This is a genomic window from Alistipes communis (assembly GCF_006542665.1).
Taxonomy (GTDB): Bacteria; Bacteroidota; Bacteroidia; order Bacteroidales; family Rikenellaceae; genus Alistipes; species Alistipes communis.
In genome coordinates this window covers 1,293,884-1,320,718 of record NZ_AP019735.1, presented here as the reverse complement: position 1 = coordinate 1,320,718, position 26,835 = coordinate 1,293,884, and the positions used below count along the sequence as shown (strand labels likewise).

The 26,835-nt window shown below is 57.1% G+C and carries 25 protein-coding genes; 10 read left to right on the top strand and 15 right to left on the bottom strand.

Annotated elements, in window-relative coordinates:
• Window positions 1–103 precede the first annotated feature (103 nt).
• Complete coding sequence (locus FMF02_RS05455; RefSeq protein ID WP_141412420.1) at window positions 104–352, top strand: helix-turn-helix domain-containing protein; 249 nt, start codon at window positions 104–106, stop codon at window positions 350–352.
• 47 nt (window positions 353–399) lie between these two features.
• Here the strand turns inward: FMF02_RS05455 and FMF02_RS05450 are convergent, their stop codons facing one another.
• The 9 genes from FMF02_RS05450 to FMF02_RS05410 form a co-directional block, all read right to left on the bottom strand.
• Complete coding sequence (locus tag FMF02_RS05450) at window positions 400–1,269, bottom strand: DUF6371 domain-containing protein (RefSeq protein ID WP_141412419.1); 870 nt, start codon at window positions 1,267–1,269, stop codon at window positions 400–402.
• Window positions 1,270–1,379: 110 nt separating this feature from the next.
• Window positions 1,380–2,738, bottom strand: a complete 1,359-nt coding sequence (locus FMF02_RS05445) for a DUF3987 domain-containing protein (RefSeq protein WP_162502274.1) — start codon at window positions 2,736–2,738, stop codon at window positions 1,380–1,382.
• Window positions 2,739–2,743: 5 nt separating this feature from the next.
• Window positions 2,744–3,016, bottom strand: a complete 273-nt coding sequence (locus FMF02_RS05440) for a helix-turn-helix domain-containing protein (protein ID WP_018695626.1) — start codon at window positions 3,014–3,016, stop codon at window positions 2,744–2,746.
• A gap of 114 nt (window positions 3,017–3,130) precedes the next feature.
• Window positions 3,131–4,057 (bottom strand): hypothetical protein, encoded by a 927-nt coding sequence (locus FMF02_RS05435; RefSeq protein ID WP_141412417.1) that lies wholly within the window; start codon window positions 4,055–4,057, stop codon window positions 3,131–3,133.
• Window positions 4,058–4,120: 63 nt separating this feature from the next.
• The gene (locus FMF02_RS05430; RefSeq protein WP_179952785.1) at window positions 4,121–5,635 is read right to left on the bottom strand and encodes a tyrosine-type recombinase/integrase; all 1,515 of its coding nucleotides are present in this window, start codon (window positions 5,633–5,635) and stop codon (window positions 4,121–4,123) included.
• A gap of 241 nt (window positions 5,636–5,876) precedes the next feature.
• On the bottom strand, window positions 5,877–6,479 hold the full coding sequence (locus FMF02_RS05425; protein WP_141412416.1) for a metallophosphatase domain-containing protein: 603 nt from the start codon (window positions 6,477–6,479) through the stop codon (window positions 5,877–5,879).
• A 544-nt stretch (window positions 6,480–7,023) separates the two neighbouring features.
• On the bottom strand, window positions 7,024–7,656 hold the full coding sequence (locus tag FMF02_RS05420) for a hypothetical protein (RefSeq protein WP_141412415.1): 633 nt from the start codon (window positions 7,654–7,656) through the stop codon (window positions 7,024–7,026).
• Window positions 7,656–7,952 carry a hypothetical protein gene (locus FMF02_RS05415; protein ID WP_141412414.1) on the bottom strand — a complete coding sequence of 99 codons (297 nt, stop codon included), beginning with the start codon at window positions 7,950–7,952 and terminating at the stop codon, window positions 7,656–7,658. Before FMF02_RS05415 ends, FMF02_RS05420 begins: the two co-directional genes overlap by 1 nt.
• Window positions 7,945–8,676, bottom strand: coding sequence for a TIGR04255 family protein (locus FMF02_RS05410; protein WP_141412413.1), 732 nt, complete (start codon window positions 8,674–8,676; stop codon window positions 7,945–7,947). The genes FMF02_RS05415 and FMF02_RS05410 overlap by 8 nt, the downstream gene beginning before the upstream one ends.
• 680 nt (window positions 8,677–9,356) lie before the next feature.
• Between FMF02_RS05410 and FMF02_RS05405 the strand changes: the two genes are divergently transcribed.
• From FMF02_RS05405 to FMF02_RS05395, 3 genes are all read left to right on the top strand, one after another.
• The gene (locus tag FMF02_RS05405) at window positions 9,357–10,043 is read left to right on the top strand and encodes a response regulator transcription factor (protein WP_141412412.1); all 687 of its coding nucleotides are present in this window, start codon (window positions 9,357–9,359) and stop codon (window positions 10,041–10,043) included.
• A 48-nt stretch (window positions 10,044–10,091) separates the two neighbouring features.
• Complete coding sequence (locus tag FMF02_RS05400; protein WP_019130785.1) at window positions 10,092–11,363, top strand: sensor histidine kinase; 1,272 nt, start codon at window positions 10,092–10,094, stop codon at window positions 11,361–11,363.
• 125 nt (window positions 11,364–11,488) lie between these two features.
• Window positions 11,489–11,929: a PepSY-like domain-containing protein gene (locus FMF02_RS05395; RefSeq protein ID WP_019130786.1), complete on the top strand. Its 441-nt coding sequence runs from the start codon at window positions 11,489–11,491 to the stop codon at window positions 11,927–11,929.
• A 159-nt stretch (window positions 11,930–12,088) separates the two neighbouring features.
• Here FMF02_RS05395 and FMF02_RS05390 read toward each other — a convergent pair whose 3' ends face one another.
• Window positions 12,089–12,979, bottom strand: coding sequence for a DMT family transporter (locus tag FMF02_RS05390; protein WP_141412411.1), 891 nt, complete (start codon window positions 12,977–12,979; stop codon window positions 12,089–12,091).
• 469 nt (window positions 12,980–13,448) lie between these two features.
• Here FMF02_RS05390 and FMF02_RS05385 point away from each other — a divergent pair, with 469 nt between their 5' ends.
• From FMF02_RS05385 to FMF02_RS05365, 5 genes are all read left to right on the top strand, one after another.
• Window positions 13,449–15,122, top strand: a complete 1,674-nt coding sequence (locus FMF02_RS05385) for a ribulokinase (RefSeq protein WP_141412410.1) — start codon at window positions 13,449–13,451, stop codon at window positions 15,120–15,122.
• Between the two features lie 15 nt (window positions 15,123–15,137).
• Window positions 15,138–16,436, top strand: a complete 1,299-nt coding sequence (locus FMF02_RS05380; RefSeq protein WP_019130789.1) for an MFS transporter — start codon at window positions 15,138–15,140, stop codon at window positions 16,434–16,436.
• 22 nt (window positions 16,437–16,458) lie between these two features.
• A complete protein-coding gene (locus tag FMF02_RS05375) occupies window positions 16,459–17,820 on the top strand; it encodes an FAD-dependent oxidoreductase (protein WP_141412409.1) in 1,362 nt (453 codons plus the stop codon).
• Between the two features lie 126 nt (window positions 17,821–17,946).
• On the top strand, window positions 17,947–19,317 hold the full coding sequence (locus FMF02_RS05370; RefSeq protein ID WP_141412408.1) for an FAD-dependent oxidoreductase: 1,371 nt from the start codon (window positions 17,947–17,949) through the stop codon (window positions 19,315–19,317).
• Between the two features lie 3 nt (window positions 19,318–19,320).
• Window positions 19,321–20,226, top strand: a complete 906-nt coding sequence (locus tag FMF02_RS05365) for an endonuclease/exonuclease/phosphatase family protein (RefSeq protein ID WP_141412407.1) — start codon at window positions 19,321–19,323, stop codon at window positions 20,224–20,226.
• Window positions 20,227–20,294: 68 nt separating this feature from the next.
• Here FMF02_RS05365 and FMF02_RS05360 read toward each other — a convergent pair whose 3' ends face one another.
• From FMF02_RS05360 to prmA, 4 genes are all read right to left on the bottom strand, one after another.
• Entirely contained in the window at window positions 20,295–21,368 is a 1,074-nt protein-coding gene (locus FMF02_RS05360) for a porin (RefSeq protein ID WP_141412406.1), read from the bottom strand.
• Window positions 21,369–21,503: 135 nt separating this feature from the next.
• Entirely contained in the window at window positions 21,504–21,980 is a 477-nt protein-coding gene (locus FMF02_RS05355) for a hypothetical protein (protein ID WP_141412405.1), read from the bottom strand.
• 105 nt (window positions 21,981–22,085) lie between these two features.
• Window positions 22,086–22,811, bottom strand: a complete 726-nt coding sequence (gene recO, locus FMF02_RS05350; RefSeq protein ID WP_019130796.1) for a DNA repair protein RecO — start codon at window positions 22,809–22,811, stop codon at window positions 22,086–22,088.
• 102 nt (window positions 22,812–22,913) lie between these two features.
• Window positions 22,914–23,741, bottom strand: a complete 828-nt coding sequence (gene prmA / locus FMF02_RS05345) for a 50S ribosomal protein L11 methyltransferase (protein WP_141412404.1) — start codon at window positions 23,739–23,741, stop codon at window positions 22,914–22,916.
• Between the two features lie 111 nt (window positions 23,742–23,852).
• On the opposite strand from prmA, the gene xerD reads away from it, so the two are divergent.
• Entirely contained in the window at window positions 23,853–24,749 is an 897-nt protein-coding gene (xerD, locus tag FMF02_RS05340) for a site-specific tyrosine recombinase XerD (RefSeq protein WP_019130798.1), read from the top strand.
• A 142-nt stretch (window positions 24,750–24,891) separates the two neighbouring features.
• Here the strand turns inward: xerD and FMF02_RS05335 are convergent, their stop codons facing one another.
• A complete protein-coding gene (locus FMF02_RS05335; RefSeq protein ID WP_141412403.1) occupies window positions 24,892–26,718 on the bottom strand; it encodes a YgiQ family radical SAM protein in 1,827 nt (608 codons plus the stop codon).
• Window positions 26,719–26,835 lie beyond the last annotated feature (117 nt).

Here is a 26,835-nt window from a genome sequence, read left to right as displayed (position 1 = left end):
ATTTGTTCGAATGTTTCTGGTTTCTACTGTTTTATTTGTTGTTGCTCGCTAATAGTGAGCGCAAAATTAAGCAAAATCGGTTCTTTTGCAAAGAATAATAGGTATGAAATCGGAGCTTGACAAATATGTGATCGCCCGTGTGCGCGAAAAGCGCTTGGAGCAAGGCGTTTCCCAGCGGGCAATCGCCTTTACCATCGGTCGCTCTGCCAGCTTTGTGGGGCAGGTCGAAAGCGACCGGTTCACTACCAAGTATACCGTTCATCAACTCTATCTGATCGCTAAGGACCTCGGATGTTCTCCTGCGGAGTTTTTCCCTCCGTTGGATGATCCCCGCTTCGAAAGCGAGGAATAAGCAGAGTGTATTTCATAATTCCGGGTTGTTCAGATTTTACTCCCTTGTTATTCGGTCGGATTTCCATTAACGGGGAACAAACTCTCCGGCACGTCCGGCACTTGGGGCATCGGAGTTGCCGGTTCGTTCTGTTCCTGTAAATTACAAAAGGAGTACGGAGCCATTCCGGAGCCGGGATTATCCGCTGCAAAGGGATAAGAGGCGTAGAATTGTTCTTCCTCGATCTGTTGGAGAACGAAATCGGCAATCGTAAGTTGGGCGTCCGATGTCATACCGGTTGTCAGTTGTTCCGCCGCATTGCTTATCGTAGTGTCGATACCCTGTTCCTGCATGCGGTGGGCAATCGGCATACTGGCGTCATAGAGACCGGAGGCAGGATAGAGCGTTATGGATCGTCCGCGTAGTACCTCCATGATGGCAGGGTCGGTTAGACTATATCCGTTCCGATTGCTGTTGCCGGTTGCCAGCCAGAGCCGTGTATCATCGGCAAGGGTCATTATCAGGATGTCGCGCAGGTCACGCAGGATTCCGACGGGCTTGCCGGGATATTCGGGCAACAAGTGCGTACCGCATAATGCCGGTGCGGATTGCAGATCGTATCCTTTCATCAGCCGTTGGCCGATCGGTTGCTCGCCGGTCTGTCTGCCGGTTGCGGGGTCGTACTGCATCGAGAGCAGTTGCCGTGTCTTGTCGTCCTGAAAGGGGAAAGCAATGCCGTATAATCCGTCCTGTTCATACTCCAAGTCTGCCAGCAGGCCGTAACGGGAAAATACGCGGCAGATGGCGTCCGTTGCGAAATAGCGGGACAGGTAGGTAAACAGTGTCGTTCGTTCGTAATATCGTGTGTCGCCCAGCCGGGAGCTGCGAAGCCTATCCCGGTGGATGAAGCGGGCGATGGGTTTATGGTTGTTTTTCATGGTGTCGTGTCTTTTTTGCACGGGCGGCTCCCGACAGGCTCTCCGTAGGTGAGATAATTGCCATGTATTCAATGGGAATTATTCGTAAGAGCCCGCCGTGCCGTAAGTGCTTATTCGGATATTTCTACATAATTTTTACGGTATTCACCTTTGACGATGCGGGTGAAGTAGCGCTGTTTGCCTAAAAATTTCTTGACCTGATCCTTCGAGAATCCTACCTTTTTCTCTAACAGTTCGTAAACTGCGGCGATTCGGAACGAGGGCGGCAGTGCATCGTAGGCTTTGCGCTGTTGCTCTGTCATCGAAATACGGATATCCTTGCCGTAGACGAGTTTGTGAATCTTGATTGCCTCTTGCCGGAAATACTCCACCAGTCGGATCGCCCCTTCGACCGAATCCATGCCGACCGCAACGGGCTCACGCTCTTCGAGGGCGGCCCGCATTACCTCCAAGATAAGAGCGAAACGCAGCGCATAGGTGTCCAACTTACAGCAGGCGTCGGCGTAGGTGTCGCCCATCTCCTCCTGTGTCCGGGGCCGGTATTCGTCATTATGCCATGATAGCATCCGTTGCAGGGCTTCGGGTGTGAATCCGATCTCTGTGGGTTGCGGGATTCCGTCGGCATCCTTTCCCATCTCACGGTCGAGCAGTCGCAGAATCGCTTTTTCATACTGTTCGGTCAGTGCGGGGTCGATCTCCGAGGCCGACCAGTGGGGCATGGCCAGGTTCTCCGGAGCGGTGAACAGAAAGCGCGAGGAGAATCCGCTACCGGCTTTGTCGCGCGTGAAGAACTTATGCATGATCGCCGTCTGCATCGTGCCGATGATAGACACGGCGACCCGATGGATGTAACGGGAATCGACCGAAGCTCGGTTGATCGACTGTGGAAGTCCCGACCAGATCGTATTGAACGCTTCGGCATCAGAACCGGTGTTGTAGCGGTTCATGTTTTCCAGAAAACCGTTCATCTCGTCGGCTACGATCGCCACGCCGCGCGGGTTGGCTTCCATGCTTCGGTAGAGCGCTTCCAGCGTCAGTTCATTCAGGATCGGAGTACGCAGAATCGGTTTCGGGCCGGGGTTCCCTTCGGCTTTGCGACGCCGGTATTCGGCCATCTCCTTTTTGTAGGCAGCAAAACGCCGGGCGCGAATCAATTCGAACGGCGCGAATGCCCGTTGGATGGGATGGCTCTTGCAGGTTCCGGGATTGCCGACCAGTACACAGTTGAGCGAGGCGATTGCCGTAAAGAGGTTTTTCATTTTCAGTTGGATCGTGCTTCCTATTGCCGCAGCAAAAGCCGTCAATATTGCCGTAGCGCTGAAATCGAACGGAAATCCCAGATCGCAGTGCAGGGCATGAATCAGTTCGGCCAGCGGGCGGGGAAAAACTTCCTCGAACGGAAATACATTCTGTTTCGCTCCGACAGCGGTAGTCTGAACCGCTGCCGGAGATTTTGCAACCTGTTCCATAGGGCTTATGCGTTTACGGGGATCATTGCCGCTTCGACATCGGACATCAGGAACAGGGTGCGTCTCCCGTTTTTCAGGCATCGGATCTCTCCCTGCCGCGTCATTCGATGCAAAGTTGAATAACTGATATGGAGCAGGTCGCAGACCTCCGAGCGGGAGAGGTAACGGTGTTCGGGCGGCTCCTTCATGCGGCGCAGTTCCGTAATCTCGGAGCGAAGCTCCTTCAGACAATCGTACAGGGCCGTGAGGTCGGCCTCCTGTAAAATCAAAGTTTTCATAATAAAAAAATTTTTTGGTTTACAGGTGCAAAGGAACAACCTGCCTCCGCCTCAGACACAATTTTGTGGTAGGACAAAAAAAGAAGCGGGTGGCCGTATGCCCGCTTCGTCTTGTCAGTTATCCGGCTGTATATCTTCTCGTCTGGCAATCATCGAAAGGCTAGCAACGTCCCATGCTCCGGTGAACTCCCGGCAGAAGCGTTCGATCTTCTCGCAGCTCTCGGATCGTCCGTCCACCCGTCGCAGGAGGGAGGCGACCATTTCCCGCGAATCGGTATAGTTGTCTATATCCGCATATCCGCACGTCGGGCCTCCCCGATGGCATTTGTCGATCAGTTTGCGGTAAACCTCCGGTGCGCTACCCCACAGCGAGGCCATAAGCGTTGCCGTGTGGGTGGCCCGCAGGTTGTTCAGGCCGAGCCGGTGCAACAGGAACAGCGTCAGGATTACTCGCTGCGTATCGTTGATAGCGATTGTGCCCTTTCCGTATTTTCTGTCTGTGAACCGGGATAGATGCGAGTTGATCTCCTCGCTTACACAATCGAATACGGCACTCGTGTAAGCGTTCTTTATCCGAAGTTCCATATTCCGAAGCCGGTTTTGCAATTTTTCGACAGCGACAAGGAATCCCTCCGTGAACTGGTCGTGTTGGCGGATGGTCGTATAAGCCCTTTTTCGCAGGGTGGCATAGAATACCGGATCGCAGAACAGGGCCGGTAGTTCCTGACTGCATCGGATAAACACGTTATTCCTGTAAAATGTCTGTGCCTCGCCATTTTCCGCCGGAATCAGTTCGTGCCGCCGGATTTCCTGTCCGGCAAGCAGGCGATAGCGTTGCAGGGCCGGAACGTCGGCAAAGAGATAGCCGCCGAAGATGGGATAGAGGTAGCTTGCTTCGGTAAAGCCTTGTTGCTGCCGATAGTCTGTTTCCCAATGCAGGAAGCAGGTGCAGAACAGGTCGGCAACAGACTGGGGCGTGGCTCGCTCCTCTTTGGCAATCAGGTCGAGGCCGAAGTCGAGCGCACACAGATATTCGGCCATCTCAACGGCGTGTTCGAAGACGACGGGCTGTCCGTCGCGGGTCTCTATGGTAGTCATGGGTTGTCAGTTGAAAAATTTGTATTGTTTGAGTGCGACCGCCTTTTCCTCGGCGGTACAGCGGATATAGCGTCGGAAATTGGCCTCGGTCGTGTGCCCGGTTGCCGACATGATAAGTGCGGCGGGAATATCGTTCTTGAAAGCGTTTGTGGCAAATGAACGGCGTGCCGTGTGGGTCGTTACGAGGTCACATTTCTCGTAACAGCGCATCTGCCGTTCTCCGCCCAATACCTCTGTCAGATAGACTTTGGAGGTAATACCCGCCTTACGGCATAGCTGTTTAAGCATCCGGTTCGTTGCCTGATTGCTTTGTGTCGGTGGAGGACAGTTGTTGTAACGGGCGAAGATGCTGCGCAGTTTCGGGCAGATCGGCACGGCGATCGTCCTGTTCGTTTTCTGGGTCGTGATGACGATGATTCCTTCGTCGAAACGGATGTGGTGCGGTTGCAGCCGTCCGATGTCGCTGAACCGCAGTCCGGTGTAGCAGCCGACCAGAAAGGCGTCGCGCACCTCGGCCTGCGAGGGCGGTAATTCCAGATCATAAAGCAGTTGCAATTCATCTTCATTCAGGTAGATGGTTTCGACCGTTTCCTGAAAAACCTTGAATTCGCGGCGCTTGAAATCGGAGTTGAGCGTATAGTTGTTGTCGAACGCGTAACGCAGGAACGTGCGGATATTCTTCACGAACTTGCCGATTACATTCGGACGATAGCGGCCCCGACTATGGGTCGCCTCGTTCAGATATTTGACGAAATCGTTGTAGAAATCCAACGTCAGCGATTCCAACGTCAGCCGGATGTGCCGTGCCTCGGCATAACGACGCAGGGCACTTTTGGTCGATAGGTAGCTGCGGATCGTGCCGGGTGTCAAGCGTGTGCCCGTGCTGTTGAGGATGGTTCCTTCCCGGCAGGCGTTGATGTAAAAGTCGATGTATTCGAATACGTCGCGGAATGTCCGGGCCTTGCTTGCCTCTTGTCCGAGTTCGCGTTGCAGTTCGTTGCGTACCTGATCCGCCGAGGCGCGGATGCCCTGCTGCTGGAACCGGGCGAGAACGGCCAGTACGGCGTTGGTGATCTTGTCGATTTCGGTGTTGATGTTGTCGAGCCGGACACGCAGACGGGGATTGCCTTTCAGATCGGCATTCCGTTTCGAATCGACGATCGCACGGCCCTCCGTGCTATCCCAATGTTTCGGCTCGATTTTGAACGTCGGAGCAAGGGCATAGGACATGCGTACGTGGTTGATGGTCATACGCATCCGGATCGAAGTGAGCGGCTGTGCCGGATTTTTCAGAGAGAAGCGGATCATCCGGCGGGTATAGAGGTCTTGTTTCTGACGCATAGTCATTCGATTGAATGGTTTCTGCGTACTTTTTTCAAGGGTCGTTCCTTGCAGTTGCCGCGTCTTGTCGCAGTCCGGGTGATTTGTCCGGAATAGCTCCTGCGGTATGACGTCGGCGTCGGATGCCGACGTCAGGCATGTCAGGTCGTTGATGTTGTAAATGATTTCCGGTTTCTTCATAATGGCTTTTGTTTGGCACGTTGCTACACAAAAGCCGCACCTTCCCGTCTGCCACTTGACATTTGTCAGTCATCGAATATCACTGAAAAAGTTCTCCAGCCCCGGACTGTCCGAAGCTGGAGAATCGTAAAAAATTTTTCTAAAAATTTCTATGATATTTGACAAAATAAAATTTGTCAGGCATTTTGTCAGAAACCGGGTGCCGGAGTTTGACACAAAGGCGGTTTCTTCGGAGGTTTTGTTATGTCGTAATAACGACTGGACGCTTGACCAGTTCATAATTTGCATCCGCAACAGCACCGTTCACAAAGGTTGTTCGGGATGTTTTATATACGCCGTATGCCTCGTGTATATGGCCGAACAAGTGGTAGCGAGGGTTGATAATTTCTACTTGCTTCCGTAAATCTTCATTCCCCATATTTGCGCCGAATGCTGATTTATCAAGAATTCCGAACGGCGGACAATGCGAAACCAGTATGTCGGTCTGTTGAGGAATCAGGGCGATCTTTTCCGGATAGAGGTCTGCCCAGTGGATTTCATCGGATAGAAAGAACGGGATTCCCCATATTTTCACACCCTCGATTTCTATACCGCTGTTGCATAGGTAGTAGCAGTTATGCGGCGTCTCTTCGATACCGGCTCCATCCAAACAATCGTCATGATTGCCTGCGATAAAGATTTTGTGTCGGTAATTCAATGTCCCGAACCATTCGATAAAATCGGTAATTTCTTCCTCCGTCCCGTTCCTCGACAAGTCCCCTGCATGAATCAACATGTCGGCCTGCGGCAGGTTTTTCAACTCGTGATGTTTTCCATGCGTGTCGGATAGAAAGGCGATTGTCATTCTTGATAAGTGATATGTTTGAGAGAACCGGTTTATATTGTGAACAATAATTTTGATGATTCGTCGCGAAAAACGGAACGGGTGTATTTTCTTATATCTCCATCTTACAGAGGGGGGGGTAAGCTTTTTAGTATTTAATTTCCTTTAATTTGTGACAGTTCATATTCTTTTCCAAGGATGATTATAATATGATCCCTTTTCTGTGATAGGAATAGGATTTTGTGATGTGTCACGAAATGTCATTCTTATGTTCTTATTTTGCGAATAAAAGTCTCCAGCCTTGAATCTTGAATGTTGAATATTTTTGTGACTGATTTAGTGGGCACTTCAGACTTCATCTCAACGGCATTGTAGACATATATAACACGTTTTTTGTTTTGTGCGGATTTTTTTATAGAATATCTAATTCTCTTGTGGTTTTTCAACGAAAAAGGCGTAAAAAAGAATTTTCACGCCTTAAGTTTGGTCAGGGTTGGACCGACAAATTGACAGTTTTTACCAAATACTAAAAAGCAATTGTCGGATAAATCATACAATTGACTTGTTACGCAAATACACGATCTACTCGTTCTTGGATTCGTGTAAAATTAATTGATAATTTCAATAGAAATAGATAAAATCCAAAATTACTAAGAGTAAACAAACGCGTTTCTCTCAAGTTTTTTCGACAAACAAGTCGATTATCTATGCTTGAAATTTTATCAAGAAAAACAATGTGTTCTTTTTTTAGTTTTTCTCCTGCAGGTAGATATAATGTATCTGTTATTTTTTGTTTTCTTACATCATTGATAATATTATCTGCTCGATCTTTTCCAAATTGTTCTTTTAAAGCGTTGTAAAAACGATCTAATTCAATCAGGGGTGCATAGCAGACATTTATCGGTCTCTTTCGTGTATTATCAAACGATATGTCACAAGTATTTGATAATATTATACAAGGGGCATATTTTGTTGCAGCAGAGCCTTTTCCATCTTCATTTAGTTTATATTGGAAAATGGGCAAATCGCAAATACCATCACCTTGATAAATTGTTTCATCATTACTTAATGGATATGCGTATACTTTATCTGTCGTCCCTTCTTTAGCATAGTCATCTATTTGCTGCAATAATACTTGTGTAGATTCCTCTGTTAGATATCTTGGGAGAAAATCCTTAATGTCGTCTGGTAGCTTCATTATATTAAATCCCAGAAATTTTCATTAATAAAATTAGCTACATCTTCATCCCAATACGTAGTTTCTTCAACAATAGAATGAATAAACTTAACTAAAATGTGCTCAATATTATTGGTTAACTCGTCATATGTATCCAAGACAGGTAAGATACTAAACTTATTTGCATCTGCTACATATGGAATCTCTACGCCATAGTTCCATTGCGGCTCAGGAATATCATAAGATGGACTCCCCGTTAGTAATGCTGCATAAGTTGCTAATTGAGGTATAACCCCTATGGTTGAAATATTATTCATACTGAGGGCCTAATTCGTTTAGATAATCATCCGACAACAAAGAGAAGAATACTGTTTTTGCTTCCAAATGAGCTGAATCTATTCGTTCTACAATATTCTCGAAATTTACATCTGTCAAATGGTTGTTGACCAATACAACTGTAATATCTATTAATGAGCCATCTGCATCAATATTCATTTGAGGATTTTGCAAATGTACTCCATTGGTTATTTGTAGTACATTTGTACAATAATCTTTTTTATATTCTGATTTAAAAACTGATGGAAATCCACGACTAAAATTATCCCCTCCAACATTAAGTTTGATTCTATCAAAAATATCAAATGCGAAGAAGTTCAAATATCTTAATCCAATATATTCAATCTTGCCAATAATATTAGATTGAATAGTTTGAATGAAGTCTGTGATATTGCTTTTAAATTTATTCCATCCTACATATTTTCCCGGGATCGTCAGAACTACCACATTAGAGCCAACGAGTGCATCATATTCTTTTGTATGCAGTCTGTGAGTTGGTTTGTATTTTAAATTAGGATCTTGACGTCTTATTTCTGCGGGAATTTGCGAAATTGGAAGGGCAGTTAGTTGTACCTCTGAATCTTTGCTTTGGAAAAGACTATATACAAAACCGACCATTGTATCAGGAGGTAGATTTGTTTGAAATCTAATTTCCAATGTTGATTCAACAATGGGGCAGGGCAATATAGTCTTAGGTAATTTCATGATAAATGTATTTTTAGCAAAAATAATACATCTCACTCAAAAAACGCGCAAAAATACGTATTTTTTATTATAAACTTCCTTTTTTCATCGTTATTACGTGTTTCATCGATCATAGACCCATTATAGTGTCCAAATAATAGCCACGATACGATATTTCAAGATTTAACATGAAAATGATTATCTGCAAACAGCAGAAAAGACAAGTGTTACGAGAGAACTGCAAATATTACAACAGTCTAATTTAGTGGGCGCTTCAGACCTCGAAGGTGCCTCTCTGCAAAATCGCAGAGAGGCACCTTGTTTTTATGTCTGATTTTTACTCCGGTGAATCTTTGTGAAGATACGAAATCCATCGTAGAAAGCGACCTTGTTTTCAGGTTCTGTCCGGCGATGTGAATTTCTACGTCGCCTTCTTCGTGAACCGTACTTGCTCGAAACGTCTCGCCTGCCTCGGTCGCAACGAGACTGTTACAGGGATCGAATCGATCGTCCGACGGCAGTCCTTGACGCACTCTTCGTCCGAGGCGTTCGTTGTAGTTGCCGTCTTCATTCCCGCTGCGGTCGGTCGCCGGAGACGGCGGTCGGTTCAGCCGGCAGGTTTCGTGCAATGGGTATGATTTAATTTGCAAAAGGGTGCGCCGTTTTGATTTTAATTCAAAATTGCTTCGTAATTTTGTCACATGAAGATTTTGATCGTGGAAGACGAACCGTCGCTGCGCGAGATCATGTACCGCGCCCTCGTACAGGAGCACTACGTGGTCGAAACGGCGGCGACCTACGCCGAAGCCGACGCCAAGGTGGCGGGATACAGCTACGACTGCATCCTGCTCGATATCATGCTCCCCGACGGCAACGGACTGCGGCTGCTGGAGCATATCAAGGAGCTGCGCAAGCGCGAGAACGTAATTATCATATCGGCACGCAATTCGCTCGAAGACAAGGTTCTGGGGCTGGAGCAGGGCGCCGACGACTACCTGCCCAAGCCGTTCCACACGGCCGAATTGCTGGCGCGTATACGCAGCGTGCTGCGGCGCGGCCGCAGCGGCGGGGATCTGTCACTCTCGCTGGGCAACGTCTCGCTCTGGCCGGAGGGCCGGCGCGTGGAGGTGGAGGGACGCGAACTGGCATTGCTGAAAAAGGAGTTCGACATCCTGCTCTACTTCATGCAGCGCCCGAACCATCTGGTCGACAAGGCCGTGTTGGCCGAAGCCGTCTGGGGCGACCATGCCGACGACGCGGACAACTTCCATTTCGTCTATGCCCAGATGAAGAATCTGCGGCGCAAACTCGCCGAGGCCGGCGCGACCGTCGAGCTGAAATCCGTCTACGGCTTCGGGTACAAACTCTCGCCACCGCAATCCGAATAACCCGCAGCGGGTACGCGACCGCACCCGCTTCCGAATACGCACCGCCGCATGAAACTCATCTCCCGCATCGCCCTGCGCCTGTCGCTCGCCCTGCTGCCTCTGATGGCGCTCTGGGGCGTATTGTTCTACTTTACGATGGTCGACGAGATCAACGACGAGGCCGACGATGCGCTGGAAGACTATTCGGAGCTGATCGTCAAGCGGATGCTCGCGGGACGCGAACTGCCGAAGCCGAACAACGGGTCGAACAACAGCTATTCGATCGTGCCCATCGGCGCTCCCGAAGCCGCCGTCCGTCCGCATATCGATTACTACGACGCCGAGGTCTACATTCCCGAAAAGGAGGAGACCGAGCCGGCCCGCGTATTGACAACGATTTTCCAGGATGCCGACGGCGCCTATTACGAATTGAAGGTCGCCACCCCCACCTTCGAGAAGGACGATCTGCTGCGGGCGATCCTCTACTGGGTGGTCTTCCTCTACCTGCTGTTGCTGCTGACCACCATTTCGCTGACCGTCTGGGTCTTCCACCGCAGTATGCGCCCGCTCTACGAACTGTTGCGCTGGCTCGACGATTATACGCCCGGCCGTCGCGGTGCGCCCGTCCCCTGCTCCACGCGGATCGTGGAGTTCCGACGGCTCAGTGCTGCGGCGCAGCAGGCCGTCGACCGTTCCGAAGCGCTGTTCGAACAGCAGAAACACTTTATCGGCAATGCGTCGCACGAGTTGCAGACTCCGCTGGCCGTGCTGGGCAACCGGATCGAGTGGCTGCTCGACAACACCGAACCCACCGAAAAGCAAATGGAAGAGCTGCTCAAAATGCAGCGCACACTGCGTCAGATCGTGCGGCTCAACAAGACCCTGCTGCTGCTCACCAAGATCGACAACGGCCAGTTCCCCGAGAGCTCGGAGGTCGATCTGGCCGCGGTCGTCGGCGAACAGGTCGCCCTCTATGACGAGATCTACGCCGGTCGCGGCATCGCCTGCACAGTGTCCGCTCCGGAGGCGTTCGTCGTGCGGATGAACGAGTCGCTGGCGTCGACGCTGGTGACCAATCTGCTGAAAAACGCCTACCTCCATACGGCCGAAGGGGGTGCGGTCGGGGTCGAGCTGCGCGACCGCACGCTGACGGTGACCAACGACGGTACGGCGCCGCTCGATGCCGAACATATCTTCGAACGCTTCTATCAGGGCGCCCGCAAGGAGGGTTCCACCGGTCTCGGACTCGCGCTGGTCAGTGCCGTCGGGCGGTATTACGGATTGCGGATCGACTATCGTTTCGAAGGGGGGCGCCACCGCTTTTCGGTTCGTTGGCCGTGATTTTTTCGAAAAAACGGAAAAAAATTCGTTGCGACGGGGAATTTTCAAATTCGTTTCAAAATCGCGTATGAACTTTGCATCATCAAACAAGGACAATGTTCAATTCATTAAAAAAACGAAACGCCATGAAAAAGCTTCTGATTCTCGCCGCCGCAGTGTTCGCCCTCGGCACCTCTACCGTCAGTGCCGACAACGATCGTCCGATCAGCGTCAGCGAACTGCCCGAAAAGGCGCAGCAGTTCATCCGCCAGCATTTCCCCAACGAAAAGGTCTCCTTCGCCAAGATGGAGCGCGAACTCTTCGATACGACCTACGAGGTGATCTTCACCAGCAGCTCCAAGGTCGAATTCCTGAAAAACGGCGACTGGAAAGAGGTCGACTGCAAATATTCGACGGTTCCTGCCGCGATCATCCCTCAGCAGATCGCGCAGTACGTTTCCCAGTACTATCCCGATACGTCCGTCGTCCAGATCGACCGCGACAAACGGGATTACGAGGTGAAGCTCACCAACGGGTTGGAGTTGACGTTCGACCTGAAATTCAACCTGATCGACATCGACGACTGACCTTTTCGGACGGGTCGTCGGGCGATCGCCCGAAAATGAAAGCCGCCCCTGGCGCAACACATTGCGCCAGGGGCGGCTTGTTCGTGGCGTGCAGGTAGCCGGAGGTGTTTCGTACACGCCTTCTCGGAATATGGGTTTGGTTTTCCGCCGTACGGCCGTTCAGGCGTTGCCGGCCGGCTTGCCGCCCTGCGTCACGACGATCGTGACTGCGGCTACGCTCAGCACGACGCCCGCGATCCCTGCCGCGGTGAAGGGCTCGCCGAAGTGAAGCACGCCGATCAGCACGGCCGTGAGCGGCTCCATTGCGCCGAGAATCGAGGTGAGCGTCGGCCCGATGGCCTTGATGGCCTTCACGAGTGCGATGTTGGAGACGGCCGTGGCAGGGATCGCCAGTCCGAGGATGTTGCCCCAGGTGCGGGAGTCGTCGACCCAATGCAATCCCGATGTCAGACTGCCCGCCGCTGCGAACAGCGCGGCGCCGATGGCCATGACCAGCAGCGTGAGGGTCGTCGATTCGACCTGTGCGGCGCGGCTCTTGCGCACGCCGATGATATAGCCCGCGTAGGAGATCACCGAAAAGAAGGCCGCGGCGATGCCGAACGTCGCGTCGCCGCCGTTCGAACGGATGTCGCCCGACGAGAGCAGTGCGGCGCCGGCGAGCGAAACGGCGATGGCCGAGAACAGCCGCCGCGAACAGCGTTCGCGGAAAAAGAGCGTCATGGCCAGCGCGACGGCCAGCGGATAGAGGAAATGAATGGTCGAAGCGACGCCTGTGGCAATGTTGGCATAGGCGAAGACGAGGCTCAGCGAACAGCCGGCCCGGAAGAGGCTCAGCAGGAAGACGACGCCGAAGTCCCTGCGGGCGATGCGCAGCCGCCGGCCCGTCGCCAGCCCGAAGAGCAGCAGCGCCGCCGAGGCGACGCCCCAGCGGTAGGTCAACACCTCGAACGGTGAAAAACCGTCGCGGAGCAGCGTGACGGTGAACAGCGGTGCCAGTCCGAAGGTCGACGAGGAGAGGGCGGCGTAGGCGATTCCTTTGGGATTGTTCATGGTTCGGATGCCGCACGGTTGCGTGCGGCATACAAAGATACGAATAAGTGAGGGCAGAAGCAAGCGTCAGCTTGATTCTGCCGAACGGGAGTATCTAAGGCGTCAGCCAAAGATACGAAAAGTCAAGGGCAGAAGCAAGCGCCAGCTTGATTCTGCCGAACGGGAGTATCTAAGGCGTCAGCCAAAGATGGAAACCTTTTTCGGAAAAGCCGAGGTTCTCCGTCCGATTTTCGGCGGCAGGGCCGCACGGATCGTTTCCTGCGTCGGGAGGGCGGTCGCGCAAACGCGGATACTGCGGTTTCTCTGCAAACGTTTTCCGGTACATTTTTCCGCAAAAAGTGATGCGAAACGCAAAAAAAACGAATATTGCGCTTTCGGGATCAAAATTTTTTGTACATTTGTTTACCTGAAAACCATCGCGCTGCGTCCGGTCGTCCGAAGCGCTGCGCCCCGATTAAAACTGCTACCCATGGAACACGCCTATGTAATAGGTTTGGACTACGGAACGGATTCCGTGCGCGCCCTGCTGGTCGATGCCCTCACGGGGCGGGAGATCGACTCCGAAGTGGCGCTCTATCCCCGCTGGAACAAGGGGCTTTACAGCGATCCCCGCGTGGCTCGTTTCCGCCAACATCCCAAGGATTATCTCGAAGCGCTGCGTCAGGCGGTGCGTGCCGTGACCGGCCGCCATGCCGATCTGGCGCCCTACGTCCGGGCGCTGTCGGTCGATACGACGGCCAGCACCCCCTGCCTGACCGACAGGGCGGGAGTTCCCCTCTCGCTGCACGAGGAGTACGCCGAAAACCCCGACGCGATGTTCGTGCTGTGGAAGGACCATACGGGGCAGGCCGAATGCGAGGAGATCAACGCTCTCTGTGCCCGCTCCGAGATCAACTACGCCTGCCATTCGGGCAACTACTACTCGGCCGAATGTTTCTGGTCGAAGGTGCTGCACCTGTTGCGCCGGGACGAAGCGCTGCGGCGCGACGCCTGGTCGGTCGTCGAACTGTGCGACTGGATTCCCGCCGTGCTGACGGGGTGCCCCGACGCCGCGAGCGTCAAGATGGGCCACTGCGTCTGCGGTTCGAAACTGATGTGGGCCGAGGAGTGGGGCGGCTATCCGCCCGAAAAGTTCTTCGCCGAGCTCGATCCCGTGCTGCTGCCCGTGCTGCATCATCTGCCGAACGTCAACTACGGCTGCGACGTCGCGGCCGGCACCCTGACCGGGGAGTGGGCCTCCGAACTGGGGCTTCCGGCGGGTATTCCCGTCGGCGTGGGGTGCATCGATTCGCATTCGGGAGCAGTCGGCGCCGGCATCCGCTACGGGACGGTGGTGCTCAACCTCGGCACCTCAGCCTGTTACATGGCCGTCATGCCGCCCGAAGCGATGGGCGATAAGATCGTCGAGGGGATTTTCGGACAGGTCGACGGATCGATTCTGCCGCGCATGATCGGATTCGAGTCGGGTCTGTCGGCTTTCGGCGACGTCTACGCCTGGTTCAAGCGGCTGCTCTGCTGGCCGTTGCGGGAGATTCTCGCCCGTACAGAACTGGTCGACGCGCCGACGCGCGACCGGCTGATCGCCGAAACGGAGGCGGGGATCATGGATGCGCTCACACAGGGCGCTGCCGCACTGCCGTTGCGCGCCGACGCGCCGCTGGCTACCGACTGGCTCAACGGCCGCCGTTCGCCCTTCGCCGACAGTTCGCTCACGGGAACGCTCACGGGGCTGAACCTCTCGACCTCGGCTTCCGAGATCTACTACGCATTCGCCGAGGCGACGGCCTTCGCCACGAAACATATCCTCGACCACATGCGCGACAACGGCGTGCGCATCGACCGGCTGATCGGCGTGGGCGGCATCGCCCAGAAGTCGCCCTTCGTGATGCAGCTGCTGGCCGACACGACCGGTATGCGGATCGACGTCTCGGACTGCAAACAGGCCGGAGCGATGGGGGCGGTGGTCCACGCGGCTACCATCGCGGGACTCTACCCTTCGGTCACCGAAGCGCAGCAGGCGCTCTGCGCCCCCGCGTCGCGCAGCTACGTGCCCGACGTGTCGCGGCAGGCAGTGCTGAACGAACGTTATACCCGTTACCGCGCCGTGGGCGCCTTCACCGAACGACTGAAAAACAACCGATAGAACTTCAATCAACCAATGAATCTACTCAAAGACCCGAACAAACGCAAATGGGTGATCGTGGCGACCATGTTCATCGCCATCATCTGCAACTACCTCGACCGGCAGCTGCTCTCGATCCTCAAACCCGAAATTCTGGAACATTTCGGCATCGGCGACATGCAGTACGCATGGATCGTCAACGTCTTCCTGATCTGTTACGCGCTGATGTACCCCGTATCGGGGATTCTGGTCGACCGGTTCGGCCCCAAGCGGGTGATGCTCGCGGGCATCGCCGTCTGGTCGCTGGCCTGCATCGGCGGCGGCCTGGCGCAGACGGTCTGGCAGTTTGCCGTGTGCCGCGGCATCCTGGGACTGGCCGAGCCGACGATCTTCGCCGGACAGCTGGTGGCCGTGACGCTCTGGTTCGAGAAGCGGCAGCGTGCGACGGCCAACAGCCTTTGTACGGTCGGCGGATCGCTGGGCGCGGTGATCGCACCGCTGGTGATCGCATGGCTCATGCGCTGGTTTTCGAACTGGCAGGAGGTGTTCCTCGTGGCCGGTGTGGCGGGTCTCGTCATCGCGGGGCTGTGGATGGTCGTCTACCGCACGCCGTCGCAGGAGATTCTCGACCGTACGGTCAACGTAGACCGGATGACCTCCTCCGGCGAGGAGCAGAAGTCCTTCACGCTGGGCGGGCTTTTCCGTACGCGCACGCTGTGGGGCGCCTTCCTGATCCGTCTGATAAGCGACCCCGTGTGGTATTTCTGCTGTTTCTGGCTGCCGGGCTACCTGCGCGGCATGGGCGAGGCGCAGAACCTCACGCACGAACAGACGCTCAACATGATCCAGTGGATCGGCGGCATCCCGTTCCTCGTCGGTGCGCTGGGCGGAATCCTCACCTCGGTCTGGTCGGATTCGATGATAAAGCGGGGTCGCAGCGCACTGTCGGCGCGCAAGGTCATGCTGATGGCGGTGGTCGTCGTCGCACCGCTCTGTGCGGCGGTGCCTTATGTCGGCGCCAGCGAGACGCTCTCGTTCGCATGGCGTGTGGGGCTGGTCGTGGCGATTTTCAGCCTCGTGGCGGTGATGTGCCTCAGCTGGCTCTATACGCTGCCGGTCGTGCTGGCCGAGACCTTCCCGATCAAGAACGTGGCCAGCGTGATGGGCATCTGCTGCGGTGCGGGCGCACTGGGCAGCGTGGTGTTCAACCAGTTCGTCGGGTCGATCCCGTCCGAAGCGTGGTATACGCTCTTCGCGATCATGGGTACGCTCCACATCATCGCAGCCGTCGTGTTGTGGAAGATGGTGCGTCCCGAGTCGCCGGAGACGAAATAAACGAATAAACTGTCGAATTGCTATGAAGACGATAAAAGAACCCGCACGCGACATTCCCGTCCGCGCCGAGGCGGACGTTCTGGTCGTGGGCGGCGGCCCCGCCGGCATCATGGCCGCCGAGGCGGCTGCGGGCGACGGCCTGCGCGTAATGCTCGTCGAGAGCCGCGGTTTTCTGGGCGGCAACCTTACGATCGGTCTGCCGATTCTCGGTTTCCTGGGCCGCAAGGGCAACCAGATCATCGAGGGGTCGGCGCAGCGGTTCATCGACCGGCTGCGTGCACGCGGCGCGGCGAGCGAACACCGCCCCTGCAAGAACCACATGAGCCTGACGATCATCGACGAGGAGGAGGTCAAGCGCACGGCGCTCGAAATCATGGAGGAGAAGGGCGTCGAGGTATTGCTTTACACCTTTTTCGCCGATGCGATCCGCGAGGGGGATGCGGTGAAGGGCGTCGTCGTCGAGAGCAAGGCGGGCCGCGAAGCGATCCTGGCCAAAACGGTCATCGACTGCACGGGCGACGGCGACGTGGCCTTCCGCGCGGGCGTGGAGTGCCGCAAGGGCGACGCCGAAGGCGGCATGCAGCCGCCGACGCTGATGTTCTGCATGAAGGGTGTCGACGTGCAGCGGCTGCGCGACGCGATCGTCGGACATCCCGACGTCTACGACATGGACGTCATGCCGCCCGAACAGTTCCGCACGGGCAAATTCATCACCGTGGGGCTGCGCACGCAGATCCGGCAGGCGCAGGCGGCCGGATACCGTATTCCGGTGGCGCGCACGATCCTCATCACGGGACTTGCCGACGACGAGATCTGGGTCAACATGACGCGCGTGAGCGGCGTCGATTCGACCCGTCCCGAGAGCTATACCTACGGGGAGATCGAAGGACGCAAACAGATTTACGAGATCGCGCGCTACCTGCGCGAATTCGTGCCGGGCTTCGCCGACGCCCGTATCGAGAAGGTCGCTCCCTTCATGGGTATCCGCGAGAGCCGCGTGATCGTGGGCAGATACGTCCTCACGGCCGAGGACATCATCGCGTGTCGCCGCTTCGGCGATGCGATCGCCGTGGCGGGTTATCCGGTGGACATCCACCACGCCAAGGGCGGCGACTGCACGATGCACTTCTGCGACGACAGTTACGACATTCCCTACCGCTGCCTGCTGCCCGAACGGGTGGCGGGACTGCTGGTGGCGGGCCGCTGCTCGTCGATGAACCACGAGGCGATGGCTTCGACGCGCGTCATGTCGACCTGCATGGCGTTGGGCGAAGCGGCCGGACGCGCCGCACGGCTGGCCTTGAAGGCGGGCGTGCAGCCCGCCGACCTCGACGTGGAGGCGCTGCGCGCCGAACTGCGTGCGACGGGCGCCTATTTGGGATAGAATTACCCGATTAATTCATCCGACGTTTTCGCTGAGCCGAATGAGCAGAGCCGCGCTTGCGCGAGCCATGCCATGGCGAGAAAAATGAAGAATAAATTCAAGATAAAACATCAACCGATACCGAAAATGAAACAGATTGAAGAACCGGCCCGGCGGATTCCGGTGCGTGCGGAGGTGGATGTCCTGGTCGTGGGCGCAGGCCCTGCGGGACTTATGGCAGCCCAGGCGGCTGCTTTGGAGAAAGGCACCAAAGTAATGCTCGTCGAGAGCCGCGGTTTCTTGGGCGGCAACATGACCATCGGTCTGCCGCTGCTCGGATTCCTCGGGCGCAAAGGCAACGTCGTCATCAAGGGTCTGCCGTTGCAGTTCGTCGAGCGTCTGCAAGAGAAGGGGCTGGCTACGCACCACCGTGCATGTCCGCTCCACGTCAGCCTTACGATGATCGACCCCGAGGGAACGAAACATCTGGCATTCCAGATTATCAAGGAGTGCGGCATCGACCTGCTGATGTACGCCTTCGCAACCGACGTCATCATGGAGGGCAACACCGTCAAAGGCGTAATCATCGACTCCAAAAAGGGGCGCGAAGCGATTCTCGCCAAGCGCGTCATCGACTGTACGGGCGACGGCGACATCGCCTACCGTGCAGGCGCACCGATGAACTACGGCAACGAAAAGGGCATCCCGCAGCCTCCGACGCTCATGTTTTCGATGCGCGGAGTCGATTCGCGCAAACTGCGCGACGCCGTGGCCGACCATCCGGACGTATACGACATCGACTTCATCCCCAACGAGTTCTTCCGCGCGGACGACAACTGTACGTTCGTCGGCTTCCGCAACCAAATCAAGAAGGCCCGCGAGGCAGGCTACAAACTCCCTGTCGAGCGTACCATCTTCATGACGGGCATGGCTCCCGACGAGTGGTGGGTGAACATGTCGCGCGTCAACGGCATCGACGCAACCGACCCTGCACAGTACACGCAGGGCGAGATCATCTGCGCCGAGCAGAACGAGGAGATCGTACGCTATCTGAAAGCATACATCCCCGGTTTCGAGAACGCATACGTGGACCGCGTCGCTCCGTTCATGGGCATCCGCGAAACCCGTCGCATCGTCGGGGAATACATTCTGACCGAGGACGACATCTTCAACTGCGCCAGATTCGACGACGTCATCTCCGTCGCAAGTTATCCGGTGGACCTTCACCATCCGGTGGGCGGCGACTGCTCGCTCTACTGGTGTCCGGACTGCTACGACATCCCGTACCGCTGTCTGATACCGCAGAAAATCGACGGCCTCATCGTCGCCGGACGCAACGTGTCGATGACGCATCTCGCATTGGCTTCCGCCCGCGTCATGGCTCCTGCAATGGCTCTCGGCGAGGCTGCGGGCAAGGCTGCGGCACTCTCCGTCAAGGAGAATGTCGAACTGCGCGACCTCGACGTCCGAAAACTGCAAGAGTCGCTCAAAGCGGAGGGCGTATATTTCAGAGAGTAGCGTATGTTCCGCAGGATTCTGATAATTACCGGTGTGCTGCTGTCGCTCGCCGGTACCGCCGAAGCCGGCGAAAAGGCTGAATCCGACGACGGCATCCACCGCGTGATGACGTGCAACATCCGTATCACGGGGCTCGAAGCCGACGCTCCCTACCCCGAACGGGTCTGGGAGAACCGCCGCGATCTGTGCGTCGAGACGATCCTTTCGCGGCGTCCCGACATCATCTGCTTGCAGGAGGCGATCTACGACTCCTACGCCTATCTGAAAGAGAAGTTGCGCGGCTACGTGCCCTACGGATTCGCAGGGCCGGAGATGGATCCTTATACCGAAGGGTATCATTTCATCGGCAAGAACGTGATCTTCTTCCGCCGCGACCGTTATGAGTTCGTCTCGGCAGGGTGCTACTGGCTGTCGGAGACGCCGCTCATTGGCGGCAGCTGTTCGTGGAACACCACGCGGGCGCGCCACTGCAACTGGGTGCGGCTGCGCGACAAACGTTCGGGCCGCGAGCTGCGCGTATTGGATGTGCACCTCGACCACAAGAGCGACGAGGCGCGCCGCGAGCAGATCCGCATGGTGATGGACGAGTGCGCGCAGTACGCTCCCGATTTCCCGCAGATTCTCTGCGGCGATTTCAACGCGGGTATCGACAGCGCGCCGATCGGCTACATCCGTACGGTCGACGGCTGGCGCGAGATGTACGAGAGCGTCCACGGGTCGGGCGAGACGGGCTTCACCGCCCATGCCTTCAAGGGCGAGGAGTACAAGCCCGAGAAGTCGCACCGCATCGATTTCATCTTCTATCGCGGCGACGTGGAGGTGTGCGATGCGGAGATCGTGCGCGACCGCAAGGGGGCGATGTATCCCAGTGACCACTATTTCCTCTTCTCGGAGTTCACGCTTCGCTGAGCGTCGCGAAGGGATTGAAAAACGGGCCGGTCTTCGAAGACCGGCCCGTTTCCGTTTCGGGGGTGTGTTCAGAAGATGCCCGTGAGCATCGCCTTTACGACGTTGCGGTCGGGATTCGTGCCGCCGTATTGTTCATAGATGTAGTTGAGCTGGCAGCGCAGATGCTTGAAGGGCTGCCAGGTGACGCCCGCCGTGTAGTTGGTCTGCCGCGATGCGGAGCGTCCCGCCACTTCGTCGAACTGCTCGAACCGCGCGGCCGGCAGCCACTTGGGGGTCACCCAGCAGGCGGCCATCGCGTAGTAGCCGCGGCTGTCGAACGGTGTGGCCACGTCGGGCGAGACGATGCCGGTACGGCCGGCGATATACTCGCCGCGGGCGATCCAGCGTCCGTCGTCGTAGCATACGCCGCCGCCGTAGCGCGTGCGTCGGGCGTAATCGGCGCCTACTTCGCCCCAGTAGTAGTATCCCGCGAAGGAGAGTGCGCGCAGGGGTTGAACCATCAACCGCGCCACGACGTCCTTGCTCTTGTTCTTGTCCTTGGTGTTGATCCCTTCGCCGTTGAATACGCCGACGTTGTAGTTGAGGATGCTGTATCCGTCGCGGTCGATCAATCCGCCGTAGAGCTGTGCGCCCAGGTCGCGTCCCGTGGCGTTGACGCCGCAGACGTCGGTGAACCCCATCAGGCGGCAGACCGCCATCGAATATTCGATGAATTCGTATTTGAGCGGCACGTAGTGCGTGTTCTCGATCGAGAACGGAACCTTGAATTGTCCGACCTGCACGTTGAGGGCTTCCAGCGGTTTGTAGCGCAGGTAGATGTCGACGATCTTGGGCGATGCGAATTCGAGTTGCAGCCGGTAGTCGATCTTGGGCGAAATGTCGCCCTGGAAGTCCACGCGGGCGCGTTTGACGAAGAAGGTCGATGCGTCGTCGCTCCATTCGTAACCCAGTTGCAGATAGCCGGAGATGCGCGGGAGGCGCGACAGGATCCGGTCGGCGGCCGCCGACCGGCCTTTGAGCGTTTCGACCTCCGCCGAGAGGCGTTCGACGGTAGCAGCGAGCGAGTCGCGCTGCTGCGCGGCGCCCCGTGTCGCCGGAAAGAGGCCGGCGGCGACCGCCAGCGCAAGGAGGAGTCTCTTCATGGATCGTAAGGATTGTTTTGCAGCCGCAAAGTTCGAAAGATATTCCCGGATTTCCCTACGTGAAAATACTTAAAAACACGAAAGCCGCCGGTGTGTCGGTCCGGCGGCTTTTGCGAAGATCTGCGAGGGTCGGTTTTATCGCGGCAGAGGGAACGAGAGGGTGCGGGCGTCGAGATAGCTGCCCGGATAGATGCTTCCCACGCCCCAGATGCGGCGGCCGTACTCCCAGTTGAAGGCCTGTCCGTTGGAGACGGCGAGCCAACCGTTGGTCAGCCGCCGCACGAAGTCGCGTTCGATCGGCGTGACCTGCTGCTGGCGGGGCATACTCCAACGCTCCATTTCGGGTTTGTGCAGCGGAACGGGTTCGAGAATATGTCCGTCGACGACGACCGTTCCGGGTATCCATTTGTCGACGCGCAGCGAATCGGGAATCCGTTCCAGCAACTCCTGCAACTCTCCCTCGACCGCCTGTTCGACACGTTGCTCCGTCGTTTCGCGGGCCCGCTGCTGCTCCTGCCGTTCGATCTCCGCCTCCGTCACGGGAGGCTCCTGCGCTCCTGCGGCACCTGCGGCGAGCAGGAAGAGGATCGATAGGAAAAGATTCGTTTTCAACAGTCGTTTTTTCGCCATGGCATAGCTCGCGCAAGCGCGGCTCTGCCCATTTGGCTTAACGAAAACGTTCTTGTTCATCATAGCTATATTCCGGTTTGCGGTTCGTCAAAATACCTCCTGCAAAATCCTTACCGACTGCACGGCGTGAATCGCGTCGAGATGGTAGCCGTAGTAGACCAGCAGGGCGTCGAGATAGGCCACGCGCTGGCGGCGGTTGAGTCCGATCTCGGCGATGTAGCGTACGTCGCACTCCAACAGGTCGTGCAGGATGCGGGCGTCGTCGGCCGAAAGCACCTCGCCGTGCGGCGGCCGCAGCGGCGTGAACGAACCCTCGCGGATGTCGAACCACGCCCCCGGCAGGTAGGCGTTGCCCGGCGAAAAGCCCAGAAACCGGCTCAGGTTCGTCAGGAACCAGAGGTGGAAATTGGCCACCCCCTCGTCCAGCGCGTCGAGTGCCGCCACCGAACCCCAGACGAAGTCGAAGAGCCGCTGGTTGGGTTCGCACTCCTTGACCAGCCGGTAGAGCACCTCGGCCATGAAGAGCGCGATGGTCGACTTGCGGACGTCGAACGGCAGCGATTGCAGCACGATCCCGCTGCGGACCTCGCGGAAGCGGTGCATCTGCATGCGCGACGACTCCAACCCCTCGAACTCCACGGCGAACATCGGTTGGAACAGCGCCAGCTTCGACCCGTGGCCGCGTGCCGACCGGACGCCCTGCACCATGTAGCTCTGCCTCCCGCCGCTGTCGGTGAGCAGGTAGACGACCATTCCCGAATCGCCGTATTTGAGCGTGTGCAGCACGATGCCGCGCGCCTTGTAGGATTTCATACTCATGACCGTCCGGCCTCGACAGGGATTCTGTTCGCTTTCGGTATCTATCGATCTAACGTATCCGCTCCGAAATAATTGTCGTTTTCAGCTATGAATTTGTCAATTTTTCACGGCGTCCACGCGTGCCCAGCCGTCGCGCAGCGCATGTCCCGTAACGGAGAAGCCCGCAGCGCGCGCCGCTTCGGAGAGCGGAGCGACGTCGGCTTCCAGAATCCCGCTCATGAGCAGCCAGCCGCCTGCGTCGAGCGCTGCGGCATAGGCCGGCAGCTGCGCCAGCAGGATATTGCGGTTGATGTTGGCCGCGATGAAATCGTACCGCCGTCCGGCGATCGCCTCGATGTCGCCCAGCAGGGGCGTGACCCGTGTTTCGACGCCGTTGGCGCGGATGTTTTCGACGCAGTTCTCATAGGCCCATTCGTCGATGTCGACCGCATCGACCGTTTCGGCGCCGCGCAGGGCGGCCACGATGGCCAATACGCCCGTGCCACTGCCCATATCGAGGCCCCGCAATCCCGTCACGTCGCGGTCGAGCAATCCGGAAGCCATCAGGCAGGTCGTGGCGTGGTGGCCCGTGCCGAACGACATTTTGGGCATGATGACCACCTCCGCCTCCGTGGCGGCGGGAGCGTGGAACGGGGCACGGATCGTGAGCCGGCCGTCGACTTCGACGGGCGTGAAGTTGCTTTCCCACAGTGCGTTCCAGTTTTGCGGTTCGATGCTCAGAAAGGTGGCGCGTCCGACGCCGTAACGCGCCAGCAGTGCATCCACTTCGCCTTTGCAGTCGGCCAGCCGCTCCTGGGGGATGTAGGCTTTGAGCCGTGCGCCCTCCTGCTCGAAACTCTCGAAAGGGAAATCGGCCAGTTCGGCCGTCAGAATCTCCGCCTGTTCGGCGTCGGCCGCATCCAGCGTCAGTTCGATGTAATCCATAATATTATGTAAAATTATTGCTATCTTTGTACACCGGCTTCGGCAGCGGGCAAACGGGGTTTGCCGCTGCGTTCGGCTTCGGGGTTTCCATCAGACAAAGTTAGGGATAATATGGCAGAAAACAGCAGACGGTGGGCGGAAATCTCCCGCAGGTACCGTACCTACATCAAGCTCGAAAAGCGGCTGTCGGCCAATACGGTCGAATCCTACATGCGCGATCTGGAACAGTTCGCCCATTTCGTGCTGCGGATGTGGGACGTGCCGCCGCGCAAGGTCGAGTCGCAGATGATCGAGCGTTACATGGCGTGGCTCTACGACCGCGGCTGCGAGAAGAGTTCGCAGGCGCGTGCGCTGAGCGGTCTGAAAAGTTTTTTCAACTATCTGCTGCTCACCGATGCGATCGAGAGTTCGCCCTTGGAGTTCATCGAGATGCCCAAGTTCAGCCGCCGGCTGCCCGACGTGCTGTCGACCGCCGAGATCGACCGGATTCTCGCCGCAATCGACCGCACGACGCCCAAGGGCGTGCGCGACGACGCGATGCTCGAACTGCTCTATTCGTGCGGACTGCGTGTCTCGGAGTTGATCTCGCTGAGGCTGTGCGATCTCTTCTTCGGCGAAGGATACATCCGAGTGATCGGCAAGGGCGACAAGCAGCGGTTGGTTCCGGTGAGCGACACGGCCCGCGAAAAGATTTACGCCTATCTCGATTGCCGCAAAGGCGGCAGTTCGAGCGAGGAGACGCTCTTCCTGAACAATCGCGGCGGACGGCTTTCACGCGTGATGATCTTCACGATCATCAAGCAGGCCGTACTGCGCGCGGGTATCGACAAGCAGGTCAGCCCCCACACCTTCCGCCACTCGTTCGCCACGCATCTGCTCGAAGGCGGCGCTTCGATCCGGCAGGTGCAGGAGATGCTGGGGCACGAAAACATCATCACGACCGAAATCTACACGCACCTCGACAACGAGCACCTGCGTGAAACCGTCGAACGGCACCTGCCGATCTGATCCTGTTGCGACGGAGCGCTCCGTCACACGAGTTGCGGCGGGACGATCGTCGCTGTCGGGATTCGCCGGTGCGCGTGCGCTTTCTGCCGCCGTCCGGCGATGGCCCGAATCGATTTCCGGGGAGGAGCTGCGGATCGGTATTTTATCTCTTGCGGCTCTTTCCGTGCGGGGGCGCACTGCGTCGGACGTCGCGTTTCCCTGTGTCGGAGTCGCGGCCGACGCCTTTCGGGGCTGTCGTCCGCCGTCCCTGCGGCGGTCGTGCGCCGGACTCCGCCGTCCGGAAGAAATACCCCTTCTGACGGCGTTTCTCCTCCTGCGAGCGTGCCACGTAGACCTTTTCGCCCGTATAGGGATTCTCTCCCGTGTAGAACATCACCGACGAGAGCGTCATCGGCGTGGGGGTCAGGTCCTGCACCTGTTCGAGCGTGAAATGCAGCCGGCCCAGCACCTTGCCGGCCAGCGCCTGCATGTCGCGTTCGGTGCAGCCCGGGTGCGACGAGATGAAGTAGGGGATCAGCTGGTAGTTGAGCCTGTTGCTGCGGCAGATCGAGCGGAAGTCGTCGTTGAGCCGCTCGAAAAGGGCGAAGGGCGGTTTGCGCATCAGCGCGAGCACCCGCTCCTCGGTGTGCTCGGGAGCGACTTTGAGCCGTCCCGACGTGTGATGGCGGACGACCGTCTCCAAGTAGTCGCTTCCGTCGAAGAGGTCGTAGCGGATGCCGCTGCCGATGAAGGCCTTCTTGATCCCCTTTACGGCGCGGATCTTGGCGTAGAGATCGAGCAGCGGCCGGTGGTCGTTGTCCAGGTTGGGGCAGATGCGCGGGTACAGACACGAGGGGCGCCGGCAGCGGGCGCAGAGCGTGCGGTCGCGGCCGCCCATGCGGTACATGTTGGCCGAGGGGGCGCCGATGTCGGAGAGGTAACCCCGGAAATCGGGCATCGCCGCGATGCGGCGCACCTCGTCGAGAATCGACCGCTCCGACCGCGAGTGGATGAACTTGCCCTGATGCGCCGAAATGGTGCAGAAGGCGCAGCCGCCGAAGCAGCCGCGGTGGATGTTGACCGAATGCTTGATCATCTCCCACGCCGGGATGTCGCCCTTGCCGCGGTAGCGCGGATGCGGCGCCCGTTCGTAGGGAAGGTCGAACGACCGGTCGAGTTCTTCGGTCGAGAGCGTCGCGTTGGCGGGGTTGACCACCACGTAGCGGTCGCCCGTGGGTTCGACCAGTACGCTGTGCGGCTCCATGAGGTTGCTCTCCGTCTCGATGCGGCGGAAATTTTCGGCGAAGGCGTGCGGGTCGGCCGTGCACTCCTCGTAGGAGTGCAGCAGCAGCCGGTCTTCGAGCCGGTCGACGTAGGTGCGGTCGGCGAGGAACGCCACCTGCCGGAGTTTGCGCAGCAGCTTGGCGTTGTAGCCGTTGCGCATCGCCGCGGCTACCTGCTGCACGACGCGCTCGCCCATGCCGTAGATCAGCAGGTCGGCACCGCTGTCGACGAGGATCGAGGGTTTGAGCGCATCCTGCCAGTAGTCGTAGTGGGTGAGCCGCCGCAGCGACGCTTCGATGCCGCCCACCACCACCGGCGTGCGGGGATAGAGCCGTTTGAGGATGCGGGTGTAGGTCTCGACAGCGTAGTCGGGGCGGAAGCCCGCCGCACCGCCCGGGGTGTAGGCGTCGTTGCTGCGCAGACGTTTGTTGGCCGTATAGTGGTTGACCATCGAGTCCATGGCCCCGGCCGTCACGGCGAAGAAGAGGCGCGGCGTGCCGAACTTGCGGAAATCGCGCAGGTCGTCGCGCCAGTTGGGTTGCGGAACCACCGCTACGCGGTAACCTTCTGCTTCGAGCAGGCGGCCGATGACCGCCGCGCCGAAAGCCGGATGGTCGATGTAGGCGTCGCCCGTGAAGAGAACGACGTCCACCGAATCCCAGCCCCGCTGGCGGGCCTCTTTGACTGTGGTCGGCAGAAAAGCCATAGAGATCGGTTGTTTTCGTTTTACGGTTTTCGATCCGCGTCCGTCCGTTGCGGAGTGTCGTGCGCGGACTTTTCTATTTTCGTTTCGACATTCCTTATTCCTTCTATCCCTTCCCTT